This is a genomic window from Plastoroseomonas arctica (genome assembly GCF_018128965.1).
Taxonomy (GTDB): Bacteria; Pseudomonadota; Alphaproteobacteria; order Acetobacterales; family Acetobacteraceae; genus Plastoroseomonas; species Plastoroseomonas arctica.
This window is the reverse complement of record NZ_JAAEDH010000019.1, coordinates 36,869-55,366: the sequence shown is the minus strand read 5'-3', so window position 1 is coordinate 55,366 and position 18,498 is coordinate 36,869. Positions and strand designations below refer to the sequence as shown.

Here is an 18,498-nt window from a genome sequence, read left to right as displayed (position 1 = left end):
CTTGACGGCCCCTTTTCGCTCACGGATGGCAGCGCACTGTCTCGACGACCTTGCGGGGAGCTGCGGTGGCCGATGCGACGCTGCGAACAGTGTGAAGCCTGGCGAAGCGCGATAGAACCCGATCGTGCGTTAAAGACCCTGCATGCTGATTTTTGGACCGCCTCGATGGCGCGTCTGTCCCTGGCAGAAGGTGGCATGTCGGGACGACACAGTTTGTCAGTAGAGGCGGTGCGATGAACGGTATTCTTGGCCTCACCGCTCCGGTGACGATCCTGCGCGACGGGCTGGGCATCCCGCATATCCGCTCCGAGGGCGGCACTGCCGATGCCTTCCGCGCCCAGGGCCTGGTGCATGCGCAGGACCGGCTGTTCCAGATGGAGCTCAACCGCCGCCGCGCGCTGGGTCGCGCGGCCGAATGGCTCGGGCCGAGTGCCGCGGCCGGCGACCTGCTGGCCCGCAAGCTTGGCGTGGAAGCAGCGAGCCGGCGCGACGCCGCAGCACTCTCACCCGAGGCGCGCGCGATGATCGAGGCTTATGCCGCGGGGGTGAACGACCACATCGCGGCCGGGTCGGCGCTGCCGGTGGAATACGGCCTGCTCGGCGCCACACCGGAGCCCTGGGAGCCGTGGCACTGCATCGCGGTGATGCGCCGGCTCGGGCTGCTGATGGGCTCGGTCTGGTTCAAGCTGTGGCGCGCGGCGGCCCTCGCTGTGGTGGGGCCGGATCAGGTCGGCAAGCTGCGCTACGATGATGGCGGGCGCGACCTGCTGCTGCTGCCGCCGGGCATGGAGGCGGATCGCTGGGCTGCGACGCTCGCGGACCTCGCACCCGGAATCGCCGCGCTGATGGCCGGCGCCGAACCCGATGCGACCGGCGGCGGCAGCAACAACTGGGCGGTCTCCCCCGCGATGAGCCCCACCGAGCGCCCGGTGTTGGCCGGCGATCCGCACCGCGCCTTCGAGATTCCCAACATGTACGCGCAGGGACATCTGGCGTGCTCGGAATTCGACGTCATCGGCCTCACCGTCCCGGGCGTGCCGGGCTTCCCGCATTTCGCGCATAACGGGACGGTGGCGTGGTGCGTGACGCACACCTTCGCCGACATCCATGACCTGTTCGTGGAGCGGCTGGACGCGACGCGCACGCATTGCGAGTTCCAGGGCGAATGGCTCCCGGTCGTACAGCGCGAGGAGACTGTGCTGGTGCGCGGCGCGGACCCGCAGACCGCGACGGTGCTGGAAACGCGGCACGGCCCGGTGATTGCGGAAGGACCGGGCGGGGTCGCGCTCGCGCTGCGCTCGGTGCAATTCGCAGAGACGGACCTGTCCTTCGATTGCCTGCCGCGCATGCTCGGCGCCGACAGTGTCGAAGCGCTGTTCGAGGCCACGCGCGGCTGGGGCGTCATCGACCACAACCTGGTCGCAGCCGACACCGCAGGGCGCATCGGCCTGCATATCCGCGCCATGATCCCGCGCCGGCCGCGCGCCAATGGCTGGCTGCCGGTGCCGGGCTGGACGGGTGAGCACGAATGGCAGGGCTTCATCCCGCACGAATCGCTGCCGCGCATGATCGATCCGCCGGGCGGCTTCATCGTGACCGCGAACAACCGCGTCATGACCGATGGCGGCACCGACTATATCCAGACCGATTGCCACCCGCCCTACCGCGCGCGCCGCATTCTCGAACGGTTGGGCGCCGAGCCGGACAGCCGAACGCCGGAGGGCGCCGCCTCCCTGCACGGCGACGCCCGATCGCCCCATGCGACCCTGTTCCAGGCGCGGCTCGCGGCGCTGGACGTCGCGGACGGGAACGCCGCCGCCCTGCGCGACGCGATCCTCGCCTGGGATGGCGAGATGCGCGCCGGCTCAACCGGAGCCTCCGCCTACATCGCGCTGCGCCGCGCGCTGACCGCGCTGCTCGCCGAGCGCAGCGGCCTGGGCGCGCTGGCGGGCACGCCCTTCCTCGCGGTCGCACCCGGCGTGGTGCCGCAGAACCAGCTCTGGTGGACGCTGCCCACCCTGCTGCGCGCCGATGATGAGAGCCTGCTCGGTGGCATCGGATGGGACCAGGCGCTGCGGGCGGCGCTTGCGGCCGCTGCGTTCGATGGCCGCCCTTGGGGCGAAGTGCATCGACCGACGCTGGCGCACCCGCTCACCGCGCAATACCCCGAGGCGGGGCTCGATCCCGTGGGCCTTCCCATCGGCGGTGACACCGACACCGTGATGGCCAATGGCCTGTTCTGCGCGTCCGGCCCCGCCGCGACCTACGGCGCGCTCGCGCGCTACGTCTTCGATGTCGGCGATTGGGAAAATTCGCGCTGGACGGTGTTCCACGGCGCCTCCGGCGATCCGCTCGGCCCGCACTACGCGGACCAGCACGCCGACTGGGCGGCGTGCCGGATGCAGCCCATGACCTATTCCTGGGACCGCCTGCTCGCAGCACCGCACACGCTTCAGCGCATCCTGCCCTGAGGCCTCGTCGCGGCGTCGCCTTCGCTTCTCAACCCGCCTGACGCAGGAACCCGGCCGCGCGTTCCGCCACCAGCATCACCGCCGGCTGGATGTTGGGCGAGGGGATGAGGGGAAACACCGAGGCATCGGCCACCGTCAGCCCCTCGACCCCCTTGAGGCGCAGATGCGGGTCCAGCGGCGCCTGGTCGTCCGTCCCCATCCGCACGGTGCCGCAGGGGTGGAACACCGTGCCGGCGGTCGCGCGGATGTGGCGCAGATAGCCATCCTCGTCGCGCACGTCGGCGCCGGGGCGGATCTCCTCCTCGATGAGGCCGGCGAAGGGCGGCTTCTCCATCACCCGGCGGGAGAGTTTCGCCGCTTCCAGCATCACCCGCACGTCGTTCGGGTGGTCGAGATAGTTGGCGCGGATCACCGGCTTGTCCGCGATGTCGGGGCTGCGCAGCGTGATGCGGCCGCGGCTGTCGGGCCGGCACTGGCCGAAGTTGAACATCACGCCGGGGTGCGGCAGCAGGCCATCCTGGTAGCTCAGCACGGCGAAGTTCACGAAGAGTAGCTGGGCCTCGGCCTCCTCCGCGCCGGGGGTCACGCGGGCGAAGGCGTTCGCCTCGCCGGCGCCGACCGCGAGCGGGCCCTTGCGCGCGAAGAAGTAGTCGAGCCCCATCTTCGCCTGGCGCAGCGGATTGCGCATGATCTCGTTGATCGTCCCGCACGGCCTGGTCCGCAGGATGAACTTCGCGACAAGGTGGTCCTGCAGGTTGCGGCCCACGCCGGGCGCATGCAGCCGCGTCTCGATGCCCATCTCGGCCAGGTGCGCGCCGTCTCCAATGCCCGACAGCATGAGCAGCTTGGGAGTCTCGATGGCGCCGGCGCAGACCACCACCTGGCGCTTCGCGGTGAAGGTTGTTTCACCCTCGGGCGTCATCGCGACCACGCCCGTGGCGCGGCCATCGGCGAAGGTGACGCGCGTCGCGATCGCACCCGTGACGACGCGCAGGTTCGGGCGGTTCATCGCCGGTCGGAGGTATTCCTGCGCCGTGGAAGACCGGCGTCCGCGATGGGTGTTGAGCTGGATCGGCCCCGCACCCTCGATGGGCTGGCCGTCATTCCAGTCGCGGTTGCGCGGCAGCCCCGCGGCGACGCAGCTTTCGATGAAGGCGGCCGCCGCCGGCGCCATGCGTGGTTCCGCCACATGCACCTTGCCCTCGGCGCCGCGCGCATCCGACGGCGCGCCTTCCCAATGCTCGATGCCGCGGAACACCGGCTCGACCACGTCATAGCCCCAGCCGGTGGCGCCCGACTGCGCCCAGCGGTCATAGTCGCGCGGCGAACCGCGCAGATAGACCAGCCCGTTCACGCTGCCCGAGCCGCCCAAAACCTTGCCGCGCGGCCAATGGATGCGCCGGTCGTCTAGGTTCGGCTCGGGCTCCGTCTCATACCGCCAATCGTAGCGGCCGGTGCCGAAGAGCTTCGCGTAGCCCATCGGGATATGGATCCACTTGTCGCGATCGGGCGGTCCGGCTTCCAGCAACACCACCTGCGCGGACGAATCTTCCGACAGGCGCGCGGCCAGGATGCACCCGGCGGTCCCGCCGCCGGCGACGACGAAATCCGCCTCCGTCGTCACTGCTCCAGGCGCACCCCGGTGCGCTCCACCACCTGGCGGTACTTCTCGCTCTCGCGCACGAAGAAGGCGCGCGCATCGGTGGGTGTATTGCCGGTGCTCCACGGCGCGTAGCCGGCGATGATGAGGCGCTCGCGCAGCTGCTGCTGGGTCAGCGCCTCATTGATCGCGGCGTTGAGCCGCGCGACCACCGGTGCCGGCGTGTCCTTGGGTGCGACCACCGCGAACCAATTAGCGAGGTCGAAACCCGGAATGCCCGATTCCGCCAAGGTCGGCAGCTCAGGGAAGGCCGAGAACCGCTCGAGCCCCGTCACCGCAATGCCGCGCACGCGATTGTCGCGCACCTGCGCCGCGGCCGAGGCCAGCACCGCCACGCCCCACTGCGTCTCGTTGCGCGCGATGCTCTCCACCATCAACCCGCCCGAGCGATACGGCACATGCGCGAACTTGCCCCCGCGGTCGAGCGAGACGGCCACCATCTCGCCCGCGAAATGTGGCAGCGACCCGACGCCGGAGGAGGCATAGGGCATCCGGTCCTGCGGGCCGTCGCGCAGCCGGGCCACAACCTCGGCCGCAGATTGCGCCGGGAAGTTCGGCGCCGCCACCAGCACCAGAGGGCCGGTTGCGACCACCGCGACATGGGCGTAGTCGTTGATCGGGTCGTAGCGGGTGCCGCCCTGCAAGGCGTGCGGGATCAAGGCGTGGCTGCTGCTCTCGACCAGCATCAGCGTGTAGCCATCAGGCGGCTGTCGCTTCAGCCATTCAGAAGCGATCATGCCCGAAGCGCCGGCGCGGTTCTCCACCACCACCCGCGCATTCGCGCCCAAGGCCGGGCCAAGCCGGTCCGAGAGCAGGCGCGCGGCGATGTCGGTGGAACCGCCAGGGGCATAGCCAGTCGCCATGGTGATGGCGCGGTCGGGGTAGCCACTCTGCGCGAGGGCGGGCGCTGAAAGCGCGGTGAGGGCCAGAAGGCTGCGGCGGTGCATGACAACTTCCTCCAAGAAAGCTTGGGGGAAAGAATTCCCCCAAACCCCTTTCTCTTATTTTTGCCTATTGGTTCTGGGCGGCGACATCGGCACCGAACTACTGCGTTACGCCTAGGCGGTGGGCGGTGGCCTGGATGTTGTCCCAGGCGGCGCGTGGCAAGGGGACGCCATTGGCCAGGCGGTCGGCGCGGACGGCGTTTTCCTTGTCGCCGGGCAACAGTACAGGAGCGTCCGGCGAGGCCGGGGCGCAGCCGGCGACCCAGTCGGCATAGGCCAGGCCCATGCGCTCGAACTCCGCCTGGGTGCCGAAATGCTTCGGGCTGAGGAAGATCGAGAGCATGCCGTTGGCAATGCGCGCGCGCTCCTTCACGGGGCCCGAGGTGCCGCCTGCGGTGAGCGCGCCGCCCAGCATCTCGCACATGAAGGCCAGGCCCGAACCCTTGTGGTCGCCGAAGGCGCGAATGGCACCGACGCCATTGGACGCATTGCGCTGGCCTACCGTGTCATAGGCGCCATAGAGCGTGTGCGGGTCGGACGACAGCGTACCGTCCGGCTCGATCAGCGCGCCCTCCGGCAGGGCCTTGCCGCCATTGGCGGCGACCAGGACCTTGCCCTCGGCAACCAGCGAGGTCGCGAAATCCAGCACCAGCGGTCGGCCAGGCAAGGGAATGCCCACGCTGAACGGCGCGGTGGAGAATCGCCGCTCCGTGCCGCCGAACGGCGCGACCAGCACGCTGCCGGCGACATTCACGAAGTGGATGGAGATCAGCCCCGCGCGGATGCCCATCTCCGAGTAGTCGCCGACGCGGCCGATATGGCCGGCATTGCGCAGCGCGGTGATGCAGATGCCGCTCTCCTGCGCCACCTTGATCCCATGGGCGACAGCCTGCGGCGCGACCGTCTGGCCAAAGCCGAAATGCCCGTCGAACACTGCAAGCGCGCCGCCATCCGTCACCAGCTCCGCGGTCTGGCCGCGCACGACGTAGCCAGCCTCGCACCACTCCACATAGCGCGGCACGCGCACCACGCCGTGGCTGTCATGACCGGCGAGGTTGGCACCGAGCAGATGCTTCGCGATGCGATTGGCCTCGGCACTGTCGCAGGACGCGGCGAGGAAGATGTCGCGCACCAGCGCTTCGAGGTCGGGTGCGGCGATCAGGATGTCGTCGGTGGCCATGATGATGTTCTTCTTTCTCAGTCGGCGGCAGGTTCAGGAGAGTGCCGCGACTTTCCGTGCCTGTGCAGCCGTCAAACGCATGTAGGTCGGCTGCACGAGCATTTCGGTGATGTTCGCGCGCGCCGGCATGGTGGCCACGAACAGCGCCATCGCCGCGATATCCTCGGGCTGCAGCAAGCGCTCCACATCCTCGGCCGGCACCGGCTCGGGGCGGTTCTTGAGAATGTCGGTCGCGACCTCACCGGGGCAGATGCAGCAGGAGCGGATGCCGTGGATGCCATTCTCCTGGTTGATCGCCTGGCTCAACGCGACATAGCCGGTCTTGGCCGCCGTATAGCCAGGCCCCGAAAGGAAGGAGACGTTCTTGCCCGCCATGGACGCGATCTGGATGATCAACCCGCCGCCCTTGGCGCGCATCAGCGGCAGCACCGCCACCGAGGTCTGGAACGGCGCGGTGAGATTGCCGTCGATCAGCGTACGGATCGCCTCGGGCGTGAGCTGGTGCAGGTAGCGGCGCGGCAGATTGGTGCCGGCATTGTTCACCAGGATGTCCGGGCCGCCGAACTCGGCCTGCACGCGGGCCGCCGCGGCGGTGACCGCCGCCGCATCGGTGAGGTCGCAGGGCAGCACGTACGCGGCTTCGCCGATGAGGGCGGCGGTCTCATCCAGCTTCTCGCGCCGACGGCCGGTGAGGATGACGCGCGCACCCTCGGCGGCGAAGGATTGGGCAACAGCGCGGCCGATGCCGGTGCCGGCGCCGGTGATCCAGGCGGTTTTGCCTTCAAGTTTTTTCATGGGGAGTGCCTCTTTGAAGGAGAAAGACCGGGGGAAAAGAATTTCCCCCGGACCCCCAATCTTTAATTTTTGATTTATTGGTGCCGGCTGCACAATCAGCACCAAAAGATAAAAAGAAAAGAATGGGGGTTTGGGGGAAATTCATTTCCCCCATGCTGTCGTCAGAGAACCTTATCCGTCGCCGGATCAATGATGTGCATCTGGTCCATGTCGGCGGCGAGGGTAATAGGCACCCCCACACTCACCGGGCATGTTGGATCCAGCCGGGCGCTGATCTCGTGCCCGTCCATCCAGAAATGCACCAGCGTCTCCATCCCCATCGGCTCGATCACCTCGGGGATGGCGGGGAAATCCGCGATGTTGCGCTTGTCGGTCGGCTTCTTGTCGGTCAGGTGCTCCGGGCGGATGCCGACCAGAATGGGGCGGCCGACATAGGGCGCATAGCGCGCGGCGCGGTGCTCCGGGACCGGCAGTGCGGTGCCGTTGGGCAGCACCACGCGCAGCGCATGCGCATCGCCTTCCAGCCGAGCGGGGGAAAAGTTCATCGCCGGTGAGCCAATGAAGCCGGCGACGAAGCGCGTCGCGGGGTGGTGGTACAGCTCCTGCGGCGGCCCGACCTGCTCGATCACGCCGTGGTTCATCACCACCACACGGTCGGCGAGCGTCATCGCCTCGATCTGGTCGTGCGTGACGTAGACGGTGGTGGTCTTGACGGTCTGGTGCACCTTCTTGATCTCGGTGCGCATCTGCACGCGCAGCTTGGCATCGAGGTTCGACAGCGGTTCGTCGAAGAGGAACACCTTGGGGTCGCGCACGATCGCACGACCCATAGCGACGCGCTGCCGCTGCCCACCCGACAGCGCCTTGGGCTTGCGGTCGAGCAGCATCGCGATGTCGAGGATCCGCGCGGCTTCATCGACGCGGCGCTTGATCTCGGCCTTGGGGAATTTCCGCAGCGTCAGGCCGAAGGCCATGTTGTCGAAGACGGACATGTGCGGATAGAGCGCATAGTTCTGGAACACCATCGCGATGTCGCGGTCGCGCGGCGGGATGTCGTTGACCAGCGTGCCGCCGATCGCGATGTCGCCGGAGGTGATTTCCTCCAGCCCCGCAATCATGCGCAACGTTGTCGATTTCCCGCAGCCGGAAGGCCCGACGAGGACCACGAATTCATGGTCCGCGATCTCGAGGTCGATGCCCTTCACGGCCTGCACGCCGCCCTCATAGGCCTTGACCAGTTTGCGCAGGGATACCTGTGCCATGTGCTTAGCCCTTCGTCGCGCCGGCGGTCAGGCCGGCAATGTAGTAGTCCATCAGGAAGGCGTAGATGATCACCGGCGGCAGTGCTGCGAGCAGCGCGCCCGCCATGATCTGGCCCCAGGCGAAGGTGTCCGCGCGCACCAGCTGGCTCACCACGCCGATGGTCAGCGGCATCTGGTCGGGCGTGGTGACGAAGGCGGTGGGATAGACGAAGGCCGCCCAGCTGACGGTGAAGGCGAAGATCGTCGCCGCGATGATCCCGGGCATCGCCACGGGGATGAAGATCTTCAGCAGCATCTGCGGCCAGGTCGCGCCATCGATCAGCGCCGCCTCGTCCAGCTCCTTCGGGATCGAAGCGAAGTAGCCGATCATGATCCAGGTGCAGAACGGCACCGTCAGCGTCGGGTAGACCAGCACCAGGCCCCAGATGGAGTTGAGCAAGCCCAGCCCGCCCACGATCTGGTACAGCGGGATGAACAGCAGCGTGTCCGGGATCAGGTAGGTGAGGAACACCCCCGTCGCGAGGAACTGGCTGCCCCAGAACCGCATCCGCGCCAGCGCGAACGCGGCCAGGATCGAGATCACCATCGTGATCGCGACGACGCAGACCGTGATGATCGCGCTGTTGAGGAAGAACTTCAGGAACGGCCGGTTGCTCAGCAGCGTGGTGTAGTTCTCGAGCGTCGGGTTGCGCACCAGCCACGGATTGCCGGTCATGTTCGCGACCTCGGCGCTTCCCTTGAGGCTGGTGACGAACATGTACACCGGCGGTGCGAGGAAGATGATCGCCGCGAAGATCAGCGAGGCATAGGCGGTCCACAGCGCCCAGCGCCTTTCGGAGGAAAGACTGCCCGCCTTGGCGTAGATGCCTTCGGCTTTGGAGACGGTGCTGGCCGACATCACATCTGCTCCTTGTTGCGCCGCGTGACGCCGCGCAGGACGAAGAAGGCGCAGACCGCGAGCATCGGCACCATGAAGAGCGAGACCGCGGCGCCGCGCGGAATATTGCCGGCGAGGATTCCCACCTGGAACGCATAGCTCGCGAAGACATGCGTCAGGTCGCGCGGCCCGCCATTGGTCAGCACCCGGACGATGTCGTAATTTGCGAAGGTCACGATCAGGCTGAACAGCACGGTGATGGAGATGATGTTCGCCATCATCGGCAGCGTGATGTAGCGCAGCCGCTGCCAGCTGGTCGCACCGTCGATCGCCGCCGCTTCATAAAGCTGTTCGGGCACGGACTTCAGTGCGGCCAGGTACATGATCATGAAGAACGGCGCGCCGTACCAGACGTTGACGATGATGATCGCACTCCGCGCCCACCAGGCCTCGCCCAGCCACGGCACCGAGGGCACGGCGAAGATGTTGAGGATGTAGTTGATCGAGGAATAGGTGGGATCGAACATCCACCACCAGCCCAGCGTGCTGAGCGCCGGCGGAATCACCCACGGCACCAGCAGCATGCCGCGCCACTTGCGCTGACCCTTGGCCGGGATGTGGTGCAGCATGTGGGCGAGCCAGAAGCCGATCAGCGCCTTAAGGAACACGGCGCTCAAAGCGAAAACGCAGGACTGGAAAGCGACATCCCAGAAAGTGTCGCTGTCGAACAGGATCTCGTAATTGCCCAGGCCGATATTCGCGGTCATGCGGCGGTTGAGCGTGGACAGGTAGATGCCGTAGCCGGCGGGGTAGGCGACCAGGCCGAGCACCACCAGGAGAAGGGGCAGCGCCATGAGGAAGGCGATGGTGGATCGGCGCCGCGCGAAGCGCTGCATGCCGTTGGCGCGCGTGCCGTCGATCGCGGCAGGACGGGGGGCGGCGAGGGTGCCGTCGGCCATTACCAATCCTCCAGGGTGGCGACCGGGGGAAAAGAATTTCCCCCCGGACCCCCAATCTTTTATTTTTCATTTATTGGTGCTGACCAGACAGCCAGCACCAATCGTGCACTCAGCCGCCGCGCTTGATGGTGGTGAGCTCCCGCTCCAGCCAGCCCAACGCCGCGTCGATCGACTCGCCGCCCTGCACGATGCGCGCGACCACCTTCGTGTTCAGCGCGAGGGTGTAGGCCTGCACGGCGAATTCCGCCGGCGCCGGGGCAAACGCCACCGAGGTCTGCGACTGATGGTGCGGCTTGATCGGGTAGTTGAACACCGTGCCCACCGGCGGGCCTTCCGTCGCCCAGATGGCGAAGTCGTTCATGCTCTGGAAGGGCGGGATGTCGTAGCCGCTGCTGGTCGTGGTCTGCGCCTCCGCCTGCGGCCGCTCGGACAGGTGCTCGAGCAGAGCCTTGGCCGAGGATTTGTTGCGCGAGAAGTTCCAGATGCCCCAGAAATACGGCAGGTAGGGCGTGAAGCGGCCCTCGGGGCCCGCCGGCACCGGCACGGTCCAGCAATTGGCCGAGACCTGCGGCGCGTCGCGCTTGGCCACCGCCCATGCGGAGGGTGGGTTGAAGATGAGCGCCGAGCGGCCGGAAATCAGCGCGCGGTTGTTCGACGCGTCATCCCAGGCCCAGACGTCGTTAGGCAGGAAGCGCGACAGGCGCACCATGTACTCGATCGCGGTGCGCAGCTTGGCGTTGTTGCGCACGGTGATGTTGCCGCGCGCATCCATCACGCTCGCGCCGTAGCTGGCGAACAGCGCGCCGACCAGGTCCACCGCGTCGGTGAAGGCGCCCATCGGGATGCCAAAGGAGAAGCCGGCGGCGTGGCACTTCTCGGCGGCCGTGAGGAAGGTGTCCCAGGTCCAGGTGTCGGCACCCGGGCCGCGGCGGTTCTCGGCCGGCCACATCGCGCGGATGTCGATGCCGGCATGCTGCTGCAGCAGGTCGAAGCGCACGCAGGCGGGCTTCATCTGGGTGCCGGAGACGGCCGGGATCGCGACCCAGCGGTTGTTCACCTTGCCCAGGTACTCGGCGGCGGGTGTGACCGCGCCGTACTTGCCGATCAGTCGGCCCATCACGTCGTCGACGGGCTCGAGCAGCTCCGCCTTGGAGGCGGGCTCCCAGGTCGGGAAGCTCAGCAGGTCATGGCCGGAACGGCTCTGGGCCTGGGCGGCGATGGTGAGCAGGTTCTGGTTGCCCACGGAGGTGATGAAGTCGATCTGCACCTCGACGCGGTTGGCCTGGCCCCATTCGGCGCAGAGGCGGCGGAGGATGTCGTTGCCGACCGGAACCCAATGGTCCCAAAAGCCGCAGCGGAGCGTGCCGCCGGTACCCTGCGCATGGACCATCGGCGCGGAGAGCGTGCCCGCGGCCATGACGCCCGCGCCCGAACGAAGAACATTGCGACGAGACATGCCGTTGCCGGCCCTGATGGACATTGAACTGCTCCTCCGCTTCGGGCGTTTTCGCCCGTTTTCCCTGACCGAAGGTTAGGCAGGGCTTCGCGGCCGATGCAATGCTTCAGCAACGTCGTTGCACAAGAACCTGCTCAAAGGCAGCCTGCCGAAATGGACCTGCACAGATTCGATGCAATCGTGGTCGGCGCCGGCATCGCCGGTGCCACCGCCGCCGCCCATCTCGCGCCCACCAGGCGCGTCGCCCTGATCGAGGCGGAGGAGAGCGCGGGCTACCACACGACCGGGCGCTCGGCCGCGATCTGGATCCTGAACTACGGGCCCGCGGATGTGCGCGCCCTCTCGGGTGCCTCGCGCGCCTTCTTCGAAGCGTCGCCCGCGGGGTTCCCCCCGCTCGCCCGCCCGCGCGCCATCGTCTCGCTCGCGCCGCCGGACCAGCAGGCACGGCTCGCGGCCATGCTCGCCGACGGCGTGGGCATGCAGGCGATCGCCGTCGCCGAGGTCGCGGCGATGGTGCCGCCGCTGCGCCCCGGCTACGCGGTTGCCGCCGCGATCGAGCGCGACGCATTCGACATCGACGTCGCCGCGCTGCACCAGGGGTTCCTCCGCGTGGTCCAGGCGCTCGGTGGCACGCTCGCGCTGCGCAGCCGCGCCGGGCGCATCTGGCACGCGAACGGTGCCTGGCACGCCGAGACCAGCAGCGGCGCCGTCTTCGCCGCGCCCATCCTGGTCAACGCCGCCGGCGCCTGGGGCGACGAGGTGGCCGGCATCGCGGACGTCGCGACGCTCGGCCTGCAGCCCAAGCGCCGCACCGCGCTCATCATCGACCCCGGCCCCTACGACTGCGCCGACTGGCCGCTGGTCGGCGATGCCGGCCACAGCTGGTACCTGCGCCCGGAGGCGCGTCGCAAACTCATGCTCTCCCCCGCTGACGAGACCGACAGCTCCGCCTGCGACGCGCGGCCCGAGGAGATCGACATCGCCATCGCCATCGACCGCATGCAGCAGGCGCTCGACATCCCGGTGACGCGCGTCGAGCACAGCTGGGCTGGGCTGCGCACCTTCACGCCGGACGGGTCCCTCGCCATCGGGCCCGGCCGGGCGCCGGGCTTCCATTGGATGTGCGGCCAGGGCGGCTATGGCATGCAGACCGCGCCCGCCGCCGGCGCACTGCTCGCCCATCTCATCGACGGCACCGATCCGGGGGCGCTCACGGCGATCATCCCCGCGGTGAACCCCCTGCGCTTCGAGGCCTCATGATGACGCATCCTTCTTTCGGTGACGCGCACGCGGTCCGCTTCGCATGGACGCCGGCGGCGTGATGCGCCTCGGGCTCCGCCACCGCCCCTACCTCCTCGTCGCCGCCGGCGTCGGCCTGGTGCTCGGCGTCATCGCGCACGGCTTCATCGCGGAGCTGGCCAATTCACTCCTGCTCGGCTGGTGCGGCGCCGCCGTGACGCACATGGCACTCACCGGCTACGCCATGACGCGCGCGACGCCCGAAAGCATCCGCCGCCGCGCCGAACAGCTCGACGAAGGCGAAACTGCGGTGCTCTGCGGCAGCCTCGCCGCGGCCATCGCCTCGCTCGGCGGCGTCATGTGGTACCTGGTGCTGCATCACGACGATGCCGGCCCTTTTGAGATCAGCCTCGCGATCGGCACCATCGCGATCTCCTGGACCTTCGTGCAGATGCTGTTCGCGGTGCGCTACGCGCATGAATACTGGCAGCAGGATGGCGGCCTGGATTTCCCCGGCAAGGAGCCGCCGGACTTCACCGATTTCCTCTACTTCGCCTTCACCATAGGCATGACCTTCCAGACGTCGGACGTCGACGTCTCCGCACGCGACATCCGGCGCCTGACGCTGGTCCACGCGCTGGTGTCGTTCCTGTTCAACGTGGTCATCGTGGCGATGACGGTGAACCTGACCTCCGGCCTGGTGAAATGATCGGCGACGTCACGGCCGCCTGATCGACTCCACCACCCGCTCGAAGGCCGGCAACAACCGCGCGAACTCCGTCGCCGGAGCCTCCGCCAATACCCGCAGCGTGCCGCCGCGCTCGAAGAACAACACCCATTGCCGCACCCGGCGGGCGCCCAGCCGCCCCTCCAGCACCACCGCCTCCGTGGCCCCGAGGCGCAGCGTGCCGCCACCCTCGAGCCGCACACCAGGCAAGGTGCCAACCAGCGCTGCCTCCGCCGCGCGCCGCCGATCCGCCGGCGGCGGCGTCGCCGCCAGCGACGTCGCAATCGTCAGCCGCGGCGCCGCCGCGTCATCCAGCCCCACCTCATCAGGTAACAACACCGCCGCCGCACCGCCCACCGACTGGCGAAACCGCAATGGCGCCACCTCGTCGAACGCAAACGGCAGCGCCGCCCGCGCCGCCGCAAGATCCACGGGCCGCACCGCCAGCGTCAGCAACGACGCCTCGATCGCCGCCACCTCACCAGGCGCCACCGGCACGCGCGGCACCATCACCGTCACCAACGCCGTCACATCCGCACCTGGCGCCGCCAACAGCCACACCGCACTCTCCCCCCTCCGGCCGCGCACCAACACAGCCTCGCGCCCGCCCGCCCGCACCTCGCGAACCACCGCCTCCGTCAGCCCCTGGCGCTGCGGCGCCACCAAGGCGCGTGCCACCGCAAACGACATCGCCGGCTGCTCCGCCAACAAAATCCGCGCGCCCGAACCCGCATTGGCAAACCCCGCAAACGCCAAGGCCGGAAAATACCCCGGCGGCGGAGCCAGCCCCAACGGACTGCCCGCCGGGAACAACACCTGCGCGAGTGCTGGGAGGGTGAGGAGGAGGAAGACAGCAAGCATGGGGGCTTTGCCCCCAAACCCCCACCAGGATCGTGTCGATCCTGGACCTCCCTCTGTTGGTTCTTGGGATTGGGAGGGGGTTGAGGCTCGCCGGAGGCGAGGCGGGTTGGGGAGGGGGCACAAGGCGCGCCCTGTTCCAATGGCAGCGCCCTCGATGCGCGCCCTCCCCAACCCGCCCCATTCAAGCAAGCACAGCCCTTCCCAGACCCAGGACCAACAAAGGGAGGGGTCCGGGGATCGACACGATCCCCGGCGGAGGTTTGGAGGCGGAGCCTCCATGCTTGCTGTCCTTCCTACCCCTCCACCGTCTCCAGCAGCCCGCACAGGGTTGCGCAGCGGGGCGCCAGGTCGGCCCAGATGATGTGTTCGAAGGGGGCATGGGCTCCGGCACCGGTGCAGCCGAGGCCGTCCAGGGTGGGGATGCCCAGGGCGGCCGAGAAGTTCCCGTCGGAGCCGCCGCCGCGGTATTGCTTGGGCAGATTGTAGCCGTGGGTTTGGGCGAGAATTTTGGCCTGGTCGTAGAGGGCGAGGGCGGCGGGGGTTTCGACCATGGGGGGACGGTTAAGGCCACCCTCGATGGTGATGGTGATGCCGTCGTGGTCGGTGGCCATGGCCATGATCTGGGCGATGAGTTTGTCGGCGGCTTCGAGGGTGGCGACGCGGAAGTCGATTTCGCAGCCGGCCTCGGGGGGGATGACGTTGGGACGGGTGCCGCCCCAGATGGGGGCGCAGTTGGTGGTGGTGCCAGCTTCAAGGTCGGTCAGCGCGTGGATGGCGAGGATGCGCTGGGCGAGGGCCACGACGGCGCTGCGGCCATCCTGCCAGTTGCCGCCGGCATGGGCGGACCGGCCGTTGATGCGCATCACGAAGCGACCGACGCCTTTGCGTGCGGTGACGCAAGAGCCGCCGATGCCGGCGGGTTCGGGGATGAGTACGGCGCAGGATCTTTGGGCTTCGGCCTCGATGAGGGCGCGGCTGGTGGGGCTGCCGACTTCCTCGTCCGGGGTCAGCAGCAGGGTGATGGGGCGCTTGGTGGGCGTTTTCTGGCGCAGGATTTCGCGCACGGCGTGGAAGGCGGCGAAGCTGCCGGCCTTCATGTCGTAGATGCCCGGCCCATGGGCTTTGTCGCCCTCGATGCGGAAGGGCATGGAGCTGGTGAGCGTGCCGTGGTCCCAGACGGTGTCGAGGTGGCCGGCGACGAGCACCGGCTTGCCGGTGCCGGGCGTGCGGGCGACCAGGTTGTCGCCGTAGCCGCCGCGGCCTGGGATGAGGGTGATGGCGGCACCCACGGCTTCGAGTTCGGCGGCGCAGCGGGCGGTTAGGGCACTGACGGCGCGGGCGTCGGTGGTGGGGGTTTCGTGTTCCACCCAACCCCGCAGCTCCGCGAGGATGCGCTCGGAGGTGCCGATATCGGTGCTGGGCATGGGAACAAGGGTCCTGTCGCGTGAGGCCATCAGGGTAGGACGGCCCTTGTCTGGCGCAAGCCCCGCCGGTATCGCTCGGGCATGACCCTGAAACGCATCTGTGTCTTCTGCGGCGCGGCGATCGGCAACAAGCCCGTGTATCGGGAGGCGGCGGTGGCACTCGGCCGGGCGATGGCCGCGCGCGGCATCGGGCTGGTCTATGGCGGCGGCGCGATCGGCATGATGGGCGCGGTGTCGGATGCGGTGATCGAGGCCGGCGGCGAGGTGATCGGCATCATCCCGCACGGGCTGCTGGCGCGCGAGGCCGGGCATCGCGGGCGGGTGGATCTGCGCGTGGTCGCCACCATGCATGAGCGCAAGGCGATGATGGCGGAGCTGTCGGACGGCTTCGCGGTGCTGCCGGGCGGCTATGGCACGCTGGAGGAGGTGGTGGAGGTGCTGACCTGGTTGCAGCTGGGCATCCACCGCAAGCCGGCGGTGTTCATCGACACGGCGGGGTACTGGCAACCGCTGCTGTCCGCCTTCGACCACATGCTGACGGAGGGTTTCTTGCGCGCGGAGACACGGGTGCTGGCGCAGGTGGAACCCGATGCCGAGAGCGCGCTCGACCGGCTGGCCAGCTTCGTTCCGCCCCTGGTGCCGCGCTGGCTGTTGCCGGGGGAAGAATGAGCGCGACCCTTCACACGGATTGGCGCGCGACCCCGGAAAGCGCCCGCGGCGGCACCGTGGCTCTGGGCAATTTCGACGGCGTGCATCTGGGCCATCGCGCCGTGCTGCGCGCGGCGCATGCGGCGCGCCCCGAGCGTCCCTTGCAGGCGCTGACCTTCGAGCCGCATCCGCGCGAGCATTTCCGCCCCGACGACCCGCCGTTCCGCCTCACCCTGCTGCCGGCGAAGGTTGCTGCGCTGGGGGCGGAGGGCGCGCGCGACGTCCATGCGCTGGCCTTCGACGCAGACCTCGCGGCGATGACGGCGGAGGATTTCGTGGAGCAGGTGCTGCATCGCGGGATCGGCGCGAAGCACCTGGCCTGCGGGGCGGATTTCGCCTTTGGCCATCGCCGCGGCGGCGACGTGGCGTTCCTGGCGCGCGAGGCGGAGAAGCGCGGCATCGGCTTGTCCATCGTGCCAGCGGTGAGCGATGCGGGGGGGCCGATCACCTCCACCCGCATCCGTCGCGCCTTGCAGGATGGCTATCCCGACCGGGCGGCGGAGATGCTCGGCCATCCCTGGGCGATCGAGAGCGAGGTCGTGCATGGCGACAAGCTTGGCCGGGTGCTGGGCTGGCCGACGGCGAACATGTGGATCGGACGCCACCTGGAGCCGGCGCGCGGCGTCTATGCGGTGCGCGCCCGGCTACCCGATGGCCAAGTGGTGCCGGGGGTGGCGAATATCGGCCGGCGCCCGACGCTGGGCGGTGACCCGCAGACGCGGCTGGAGACGTATCTGTTCGACTTCTCGGGCGATCTCTACGGGAAAGTCATGGCGGTGGAGCTGCTGCACTTCCTGCGCCCGGACGCGAAGTTCGATGGGCTGGAGGCGCTGAAGGTCGCGATCGCGGAGGATGCGGTGAATGCGCGGCGGGTGCTGGGGCTGCTCTGACGACAGCATGGGGGAAATGAATTTCCCCCAGCCCCCATTCTTTCTTTTTTATCTATTGGTGCATTCTCACAACCAGCACCAAGAAATCAAAAATAAAAGAATGGGGTCTGGGGAAATTCTTTTCCACAGCCTTGTCTTTAATGGATCACGTTCCTCATTCCCGCGACGCGACTGCCCTTGAAGTCGGGCGCGAAATCAAAGGGGCTCGGGTTGCCCTGCAGCACGCCCCAGCGCAGCAGGAACGGCCACATCCAGGTCGCGACGTCATGGGTGCATTTGTGGTCCTGCTGCAGGTTGGTCACAGGCTGGCGCGGGATATTCAGGAGTTGCCGGTCGTCGACCGTCATCACCGCGTTGCCGGCGGTGTTGCCGCTCTCTTCCTCCGCCGCGTTGTAGAAGGTACCGCCGACCGCGCCGTGGGAGCCGAAGAACATCGCATGCTCGAAATGCGTCGCGCGGGATTCGCAGACCAGGCCGACATTCTGGAAGAAGTAGCGGGACCCCGCGCGCGGGTCGCGAATGGCATGGAAGCAGCGCTTGACGTTGGATGGCACCTTCTCCGGCAGATTCACGTCGGATTGCCGGGCGACGGCATCGAACATCACCAGCACGTCGATCGGGTTCTTGAAGCGCCTAGCGATCTCCATGCAGTAGGCGGCGCCGCGGGAGTAGCCGACCAGGACGATCGGGCCGTTATGGGCGCCGTTCCTCAGCGTGATCTCGGCCTTGTCCATGATCTCCGCGCCGTCATTGCCGGATTTGCTGGGGCCGATGAAGTAGCTGGCCGGGCGCAGGCGGGTATGGTGCATGATGCGGCGCACGAAGGTGCGGTTGAGATCCTCATTGCCCCAATCCTGGGAGCCAGTGCCTTCGATGCCGAGGATCATGCCAAAGCCTCCATGCGCCAGTGAGCCGGCGCGGGTTCGCGCGGCGAGAGGCCGGACGGGATGGAAACGCTTAAAGAATGATCGGTCAATGGGGACCTGCCGACACGCCTGCGTGCTTGACCTCACGCGCGCCACCTCCCCATAAGGCTGCCATGGCA

At 68.2% G+C, this 18,498-nt stretch carries 16 protein-coding genes; 5 read left to right on the top strand and 11 right to left on the bottom strand.

Annotation, left to right across the window (positions count from 1 at the left end; translation table 11 throughout):
- The first annotated feature begins 233 nt into the window (after window positions 1–233).
- Window positions 234–2,471 (top strand): penicillin acylase family protein, encoded by a 2,238-nt coding sequence (locus tag GXW79_RS15800; protein WP_211875402.1) that lies wholly within the window; start codon window positions 234–236, stop codon window positions 2,469–2,471.
- 28 nt (window positions 2,472–2,499) lie between these two features.
- Here GXW79_RS15800 and GXW79_RS21825 read toward each other — a convergent pair whose 3' ends face one another.
- From GXW79_RS21825 to GXW79_RS15760, 8 genes are all read right to left on the bottom strand, one after another.
- Window positions 2,500–4,095, bottom strand: coding sequence for a GMC family oxidoreductase (locus tag GXW79_RS21825; RefSeq protein WP_211875401.1), 1,596 nt, complete (start codon window positions 4,093–4,095; stop codon window positions 2,500–2,502).
- Entirely contained in the window at window positions 4,092–5,078 is a 987-nt protein-coding gene (locus GXW79_RS15790) for a Bug family tripartite tricarboxylate transporter substrate binding protein (protein WP_211875400.1), read from the bottom strand. Before GXW79_RS15790 ends, GXW79_RS21825 begins: the two co-directional genes overlap by 4 nt.
- 97 nt (window positions 5,079–5,175) lie before the next feature.
- The gene (locus GXW79_RS15785; protein WP_211875399.1) at window positions 5,176–6,255 is read right to left on the bottom strand and encodes a malate/lactate/ureidoglycolate dehydrogenase; all 1,080 of its coding nucleotides are present in this window, start codon (window positions 6,253–6,255) and stop codon (window positions 5,176–5,178) included.
- A 33-nt stretch (window positions 6,256–6,288) separates the two neighbouring features.
- Window positions 6,289–7,050 (bottom strand): SDR family oxidoreductase, encoded by a 762-nt coding sequence (locus GXW79_RS15780; protein ID WP_211875398.1) that lies wholly within the window; start codon window positions 7,048–7,050, stop codon window positions 6,289–6,291.
- A 161-nt stretch (window positions 7,051–7,211) separates the two neighbouring features.
- On the bottom strand, window positions 7,212–8,312 hold the full coding sequence (locus tag GXW79_RS15775; RefSeq protein WP_211875397.1) for an ABC transporter ATP-binding protein: 1,101 nt from the start codon (window positions 8,310–8,312) through the stop codon (window positions 7,212–7,214).
- Between the two features lie 4 nt (window positions 8,313–8,316).
- Window positions 8,317–9,210 carry a carbohydrate ABC transporter permease gene (locus tag GXW79_RS15770; RefSeq protein ID WP_211875396.1) on the bottom strand — a complete coding sequence of 298 codons (894 nt, stop codon included), beginning with the start codon at window positions 9,208–9,210 and terminating at the stop codon, window positions 8,317–8,319.
- The gene (locus GXW79_RS15765; protein WP_211875395.1) at window positions 9,210–10,148 is read right to left on the bottom strand and encodes a carbohydrate ABC transporter permease; all 939 of its coding nucleotides are present in this window, start codon (window positions 10,146–10,148) and stop codon (window positions 9,210–9,212) included. The genes GXW79_RS15770 and GXW79_RS15765 overlap by 1 nt, the downstream gene beginning before the upstream one ends.
- Window positions 10,149–10,257: 109 nt before the next feature.
- Window positions 10,258–11,628, bottom strand: a complete 1,371-nt coding sequence (locus GXW79_RS15760) for an ABC transporter substrate-binding protein (RefSeq protein WP_211875394.1) — start codon at window positions 11,626–11,628, stop codon at window positions 10,258–10,260.
- Between the two features lie 129 nt (window positions 11,629–11,757).
- Between GXW79_RS15760 and GXW79_RS15755 the strand changes: the two genes are divergently transcribed.
- Window positions 11,758–12,864 carry an NAD(P)/FAD-dependent oxidoreductase gene (locus GXW79_RS15755; protein ID WP_211875393.1) on the top strand — a complete coding sequence of 369 codons (1,107 nt, stop codon included), beginning with the start codon at window positions 11,758–11,760 and terminating at the stop codon, window positions 12,862–12,864.
- Window positions 12,865–12,907: 43 nt separating this feature from the next.
- Entirely contained in the window at window positions 12,908–13,552 is a 645-nt protein-coding gene (locus GXW79_RS15750) for a DUF1345 domain-containing protein (protein WP_211875392.1), read from the top strand.
- 9 nt (window positions 13,553–13,561) lie between these two features.
- Here the strand turns inward: GXW79_RS15750 and GXW79_RS15745 are convergent, their stop codons facing one another.
- A complete protein-coding gene (locus GXW79_RS15745; RefSeq protein WP_211875391.1) occupies window positions 13,562–14,431 on the bottom strand; it encodes a hypothetical protein in 870 nt (289 codons plus the stop codon).
- Window positions 14,432–14,724: 293 nt separating this feature from the next.
- Window positions 14,725–15,855, bottom strand: coding sequence for a M20 family metallopeptidase (locus GXW79_RS15740; RefSeq protein WP_211875390.1), 1,131 nt, complete (start codon window positions 15,853–15,855; stop codon window positions 14,725–14,727).
- Between the two features lie 81 nt (window positions 15,856–15,936).
- Here GXW79_RS15740 and GXW79_RS15735 point away from each other — a divergent pair, with 81 nt between their 5' ends.
- Both GXW79_RS15735 and GXW79_RS15730 read left to right on the top strand, forming a co-directional pair.
- On the top strand, window positions 15,937–16,524 hold the full coding sequence (locus tag GXW79_RS15735; RefSeq protein ID WP_211875389.1) for an LOG family protein: 588 nt from the start codon (window positions 15,937–15,939) through the stop codon (window positions 16,522–16,524).
- Window positions 16,521–17,453, top strand: coding sequence for a bifunctional riboflavin kinase/FAD synthetase (locus GXW79_RS15730; protein WP_211875388.1), 933 nt, complete (start codon window positions 16,521–16,523; stop codon window positions 17,451–17,453). Before GXW79_RS15735 ends, GXW79_RS15730 begins: the two co-directional genes overlap by 4 nt.
- 137 nt (window positions 17,454–17,590) lie before the next feature.
- Here GXW79_RS15730 and GXW79_RS15725 read toward each other — a convergent pair whose 3' ends face one another.
- A complete protein-coding gene (locus tag GXW79_RS15725) occupies window positions 17,591–18,340 on the bottom strand; it encodes a hypothetical protein (protein WP_211875387.1) in 750 nt (249 codons plus the stop codon).
- Window positions 18,341–18,498: the final 158 nt, after the last annotated feature.